This is a genomic window from uncultured Tessaracoccus sp., assembly GCF_947255005.1.
Lineage (GTDB): Bacteria > Actinomycetota > Actinomycetes > Propionibacteriales > Propionibacteriaceae > Arachnia.
Window position 1 is genome coordinate 1 of the sequence record NZ_CAMYFI010000097.1, and the last position, 5,439, is coordinate 5,439.

A 5,439-nucleotide genomic window follows, 5' to 3' on the forward strand; every position below is an offset into this window, starting at 1 on the left:
ACGTCGAGGGCTTTCCAGTCGATGTCCGACGGTGCTACTGCCAGCACGCTGGCGAGCAGCCCTTGGCGCGAGGCGCGGACGGAGGCGTCGTCGGCGTTCACGAGGATGTCGTCGAAGAATCGCTGGGCGGCGTCGACGAGCGGTGCCGTGCGCTGCACGAGTTCGGCGAACGGCGCGTCGGGGAGGCCGTCGGGCAGTGCCTCGAGCTGTTCGCGCAGCGCCACCTCAGCGGACTCGGTGAGCAGTGCGGCGTCGTAGCTGGCGGGGGCATCGTCGGGGAGGATCCGCTGGATGCGCACGAGCGCCGCGACAAGGGGTTTCACCGACTCGCCGGCATCGACGAGCTCCCGCAGCAGACGCGCGGCACGGCCGGGGGCGTTCGCGGCAGGCAGCACGGCGGCGACGATCTCGGCCGAGTGGCCCTCGTCGCGCAGCAGCTGCGCGAAGCGCCCAACGGTGAACTCCTCCGCGGCATCGACGGCACCGTCGACTACCTCGACGCCCTGCGCAGCGATGCGCGCGACGGCGGCCTCAAGGCCTTGTCGGATGGTGATTGCCTCGACGCCAGGCACCTCGCGCAGGATACGCACGACGCCGAGCGCGGCGCGTCGAAGCCCAAACGGGTCCGACGAACCGGTCGGCTTCGCGCCGAGCGCGAACATGGCGGCCAGGAGGTCGAAGCGGTCGCCCAACGCCAGCAGCGCGCCAGGCACCGTCGACGGCACATCGTCGGCGGACGTGTGCGGCTGCTCCATCTCGTACAGGGCATCGGCGACGGACTGCGTCTCGCCCTTGCGCACCGCATATTCGCGCGCGACGAAGCCCGCCAGGGAGCTCATCTCCACGACAAGATTCGTAGCCAGGTCGAACTTCGCGAGCTCGCCGGCACGTTGCAGCGTCGCCCGATCATCCAGCCCGACGATGTCCGCAAGCGCTTCTGCCACGTCGGCGATGCGACGCGCGCGCTGGCCGACGGAGCCCAGTCGATCCTCGAACGTGAGCTTCTCAAGGCCGGGCACGAAGGCGTCGACGCGCTCCTCGGCCAGATCTTGGTTCCAGAAGAACAGCGCGTCCTCGTAGCGGGCGCGCAGCACCGACTCATTGCCGGCCGCGACGAGCTGCTCGTCGCAGATGCCGTTGGCCATCGTCACGAAGTACGCCATGAGTTTCCCGTCGGCGTCCCGCACCGGCAGGTAGCGCTGGTGCTTCGCCATGACGGAGGTCAAAATGCGCTCCGGCAACTCCAAATACCGCTCGTCGAAGGTGCCGAGAATACCGACGGGCTCCTCCACGAGGTTGGTGATCTCATCCACCAGCGCGGCGTTCGCGTCGAAATCAATCACGCCGCCCACCGACGTCGCCAGCCGCTTCGCCTGCTCGACGACGCTCGCCCGGCGCTCATCCGTCGCGAGCAACACCTTGCCCTCAGCGAGGGTGGGAAGTAGCTCGTCGGCGGAGGCGACGTCGCGGAACCCGACGGGCACCCCGTCGGCGCGGGTGCCGGATGCGGCGGTGCTCGCCGTGACCCGCTGCAGGTAGGTGGTGCGGCCGGCGCGCACGCCCGAGACCTCCACCGGCACTACCGCGGTGCCCCACAGCGCCACCAGCCAGCGGATGGCGCGCGAGAACGACAGCTTCTCGTCGCACCAGCGCATGTTCTTCTCGGCGCGCAACCCTGAGACGATGTCGGCGACGATCTCAGCCATGACGGTGCGCACGTCGCGCCCGGTCACCTCGACCTCGACGGCGGCGTGTTCGTTGCCGCCGATCTCAGCCTTGACTACGGCATCGACATCGACGCCTTGCCCGCGGGCGAAGCCCTGCAGCGCCTTCGTCGGGTTTCCGTCGCCGTCGAATGCCGCCGCCCACTTCGGGCCCTTGCGCAGCTGCTTTGTGTCCGGCTCAGCGGGGGCGAGGTCGGCCACGGTGGCGACGATGCGTCGCGGCGTGCCCTCGACCTGCACCTCGCCGTGCTCCAGACGCGTGCCCGCCAGCTTCTCGGTGAGCTGCGAGCGCACGTATTCGACGGTGGGCGCCACCACGTGCGGGGGCAGCTCCTCGACGCCGATCTCCACCGCAAGCGTCTGCGCGGACGTCGGCAGATCGCCTTCCACAACGGGTTGCGTCTCGACGGGCTGCGCCTCACGCAGCAGCGGGAAGCCGAGCTCCTCACGCCGCTCCACCCAGAGCGCGGCGGTGTCGCGCATGAGGCGGCGCATCGTCGCGAACGCCTTGGCGCGCTCCGTCGTGGAGATGGCGCCGCGGGCGTCGAGCACGTTGAACGCGTGCGACGACTTCAGAATGTAGATGTGCGCGGGCACGGGGAGGCGGGCCTCGACCATGCGCGTCGCCTCCGAGACGTACGCCTCGTACAGCGAGCGGTTCGCGTCGACGTCGGCGTCGTCGAGGTAGTACCGGCTCATCTCGTACTCTTGCTGGCCGTACGCCTCGCCGTAGGTCACCTCGCGACCGTCGGCTGCGACGGCGTAGACGATGTCCTTGAAGTGCGTTTTGCCTTGTAGGGCCATCAAAATGCGTTCGATGCCGTAGGTGAGTTCGACGGGGATCGGGTCGAGGTTCTGCCCGCCCACTTGCTGGAAGTAGGTGAACTGCGTGATCTCCATGCCGTCGAGCCAGACCTCCCAGCCGAGCCCCCACGCGCCGATGGCCGGCTGCTGCCAGTTGTCTTCGACGAAGCGCACGTCGTGGGCGTCGAGGTCGATGCCGAGCGCCTCGAGCGAGCCGAGGTACAGCTCCTGCGGGTTGCCCGGCTCGGGCTTCAAGATCACCTGGAACTGCGTGTGCGTCTGCAGGCGGTTCGGGTTCTCGCCGTAACGGGAATCGTCGGGGCGCACCGAAGGCTCGACGTACGCCACGTCCCACGGCTCAGGGCCGAGCACTCGCAGCACCGTGGCCTGGTTCATGGTGCCGGCACCGACCTCCGTGTTGAAGGGCTGCCACGTGAGGCATCCCTTGGAGGTCCAGTAGTCCGAAAGCTTGCGGAGGGCATCTTGCATCGTCAGCACGCGGTCAGTCTAGCGACGTGGCGCCTCGAGGTCAGCCCGTCCCGCCCGCCGGTACGTGACCTGGCGCATTATCTCCGACGGCGCACCCGCCGGTTGCGCCACTGCCGGCCGATCGCCTCCCGCCACGTGGGCACGATCACGTCGTGGGCTCGCATCTTGCGCCGGAGCCGGGTGCGGGTGATGTAAATGCCGAGCAGCCCGACGACGAACACCGGAATCTGCACCCACATGGCCTGCTGCCACTGCTCGAAGGTGTAGGAGCTGGCGCCGCCGGAAATGGTGTCGAGCACCCAACCGATGAGCAGGATCGTGAGCGTCGCGCCCAGAAAACCGCCCATGATGACGACGCCACTCGCCACCCCGATACGCGCCAGGGGTAGCAGCGTGCGCGGGTAGTCGAAGCCGACGGCGGTGCCCGGCCCGCCCGCTGCCAGCGACAGCACGAGCAGCACGATCAGCCACAGCGGCGCCTGGCCCGGCCACAGCAACACCGCTAGCCAGCAGCACAATGAGGCCCAGATAATGGTGAGCGCGAGGTTTGACCGTCTGAGCGGATGTCGAGCGGTAAGTACGCCGATGAGGGGGCCGATGATGATGCCCGAGACAGTGATCAGCGTGAACATCAGCGACGCCATCGCCTGACTCAACCCTTGCGCCTGCTGCAGGTACGGCAGCCCCCACATCAGCACGAACGCGTTCATGGAGAACCCAGACGTCAGGTGGACAAAGAACCCCAGCTGCGTTCCTGGGTGGCGGATCGTCTCCGCGAGGTTACGGTTGACGTCGCGCAATCGTGGTGGTGTCACGGGTTGCTGGTGGCCTGGGGCATTGCGGACGAGCGTGAACACCGTCGCCGACATCGCAGCCCCGAGGCCCGCGGCCACCAGAAGGCCGAAGCGCCAGCCCTGATGCTGAATGAGCGGCAAAAGCCCGTAGATGGCAGCGAGCTGGCCAAACACCGACGTCATCCCAGCAAGCTGGGCGAGCAGCGGCGCCAGCCTCGGTGGGAACCACCGGGGAATGAGCGCCAACAGCGACACGTAGATACAGGCATCCCCAAGCCCGACGAGAAACCGCGCAACGTAGGCCCAACCCAGCGCGTCGACCGTCGCGAGTAGCAGCTGCCCGCACGCCATCACCGCGGAGCCCGCCGTCATCATGAGGCGCGGACCGAAGCGGTCGAGCAGCGTGCCGACGGGGATCTGCGCCAGCGCGTAGACGGCCACCTGCATTACGACGAACGTCGAGACCATCGATGGCGTGGCCCCGAAATGTTCGGCAGCTTCGAGACCGGCCACGCCTAAGGAAGAGCGGTGCAGCATCGCGACGATGTAGGCCAACAGGCCAACCCCGAGCACCAGCCAACGTCGAGCCATCATCACCTGCCTTACTCTCACGGAAAGAATACTGACCGTTGCGGTGGACGCGGGTGCTGTTACGTTTGCGACGTGGAACGCATCGAGGTGGTCGGAGCCGTCATCATGCGCGACGGGCTGGTGTTTGCTGCCCGCCGCGGGCCGGGACGTCCCCTCGACGGGTTGTGGGAGTTCCCGGGAGGCAAACTCGAACCAGCAGAAACCCCTAGCCAGGCGCTTGTACGGGAGATCCAGGAGGAGCTCGGCTGCACCGTTCAAGTGGGCGAGCACCTGGTCGACACCGAACATGCCTACAGCTACGGCCTTGTCGCGCTGTCGACGTACCGGTGCACCATCGTCGACGGCGAACCCCAGCTCACCGAGCACAGCGAGGCGCGCTGGGTGGCGATAGAGGAACTCACCCAGCTCGACTGGGCGCCTGCCGATCTCCCGACCGTCGCTTTCCTCACGAACGGTTGACCTTTAGCGCCCGTGCGTGGGCGCGAGTGGGCAGTGAACGGCACTGAAACTTCAAAATCCGTACGCAGATTGACTAACCATGCCGAAATCGGGGGTCAGATGAATCTGGGTACGGATTTTGAAGTTTCTGGTGGCTACCCTGGGCGTCCTTCGTAGGCCGGCTGCATGATTGCCTGCCCTGCCCCCTTCGTCGGCAGAGTGTGAATGCCGATGATGGACAGGAACTTGCAGGAGTAGGTGTCGCGCAGGCGCACTTCGACGGTCTTCCCTCCCGTCACGGTTGCCGTACCGTTGTAGCCGGTTGCGTGGAGATAGCGCTGAGCCGCAGCGGCGGCGCGGATGGGGTCGAGTTTTGCATCGTCGATGACGACGCTCGCCTCCTGCGCCCCCGTGCGAGCTGCCTCACGTGCGACGGTGCGCAGTTCTTGTTCCGCGCGGGCGTGTCCGGAGAAATCGACGCCAATGCCGATCGCGATCATGAACGCGAAGAACGCCACCGACGCCCACACCGCGATGGCGCCTCGTTCATCATGTTTTCGCATCATGGGTTCCTGGGGTTGGTGTTGAGTGCGTGGAGT

Annotated in this window: 4 protein-coding genes; 1 reads left to right on the forward strand and 3 read right to left on the reverse strand. The window is 67.1% G+C overall.

Going from position 1 to position 5,439, the window contains the following annotated elements; translation table 11 throughout:
* Positions 1-3,017: glycine--tRNA ligase (locus Q0X61_RS12435; RefSeq protein WP_297743108.1), on the reverse strand; the 3,017-nt coding region annotated here is incomplete at its 3' end.
* Between the two features lie 77 nt (positions 3,018-3,094).
* Positions 3,095-4,423: a nitrate/nitrite transporter gene (locus Q0X61_RS12440; RefSeq protein ID WP_297743104.1), complete on the reverse strand. Its 1,329-nt coding sequence runs from the start codon at positions 4,421-4,423 to the stop codon at positions 3,095-3,097.
* Positions 4,424-4,474: 51 nt separating this feature from the next.
* Here Q0X61_RS12440 and Q0X61_RS12445 point away from each other — a divergent pair, with 51 nt between their 5' ends.
* Positions 4,475-4,861 carry a (deoxy)nucleoside triphosphate pyrophosphohydrolase gene (locus Q0X61_RS12445; protein WP_297743106.1) on the forward strand — a complete coding sequence of 129 codons (387 nt, stop codon included), beginning with the start codon at positions 4,475-4,477 and terminating at the stop codon, positions 4,859-4,861.
* 134 nt (positions 4,862-4,995) lie between these two features.
* Here Q0X61_RS12445 and Q0X61_RS12450 read toward each other — a convergent pair.
* Positions 4,996-5,439: TadE/TadG family type IV pilus assembly protein (locus Q0X61_RS12450; RefSeq protein ID WP_297743107.1), on the reverse strand; the 444-nt coding region annotated here is incomplete at its 5' end.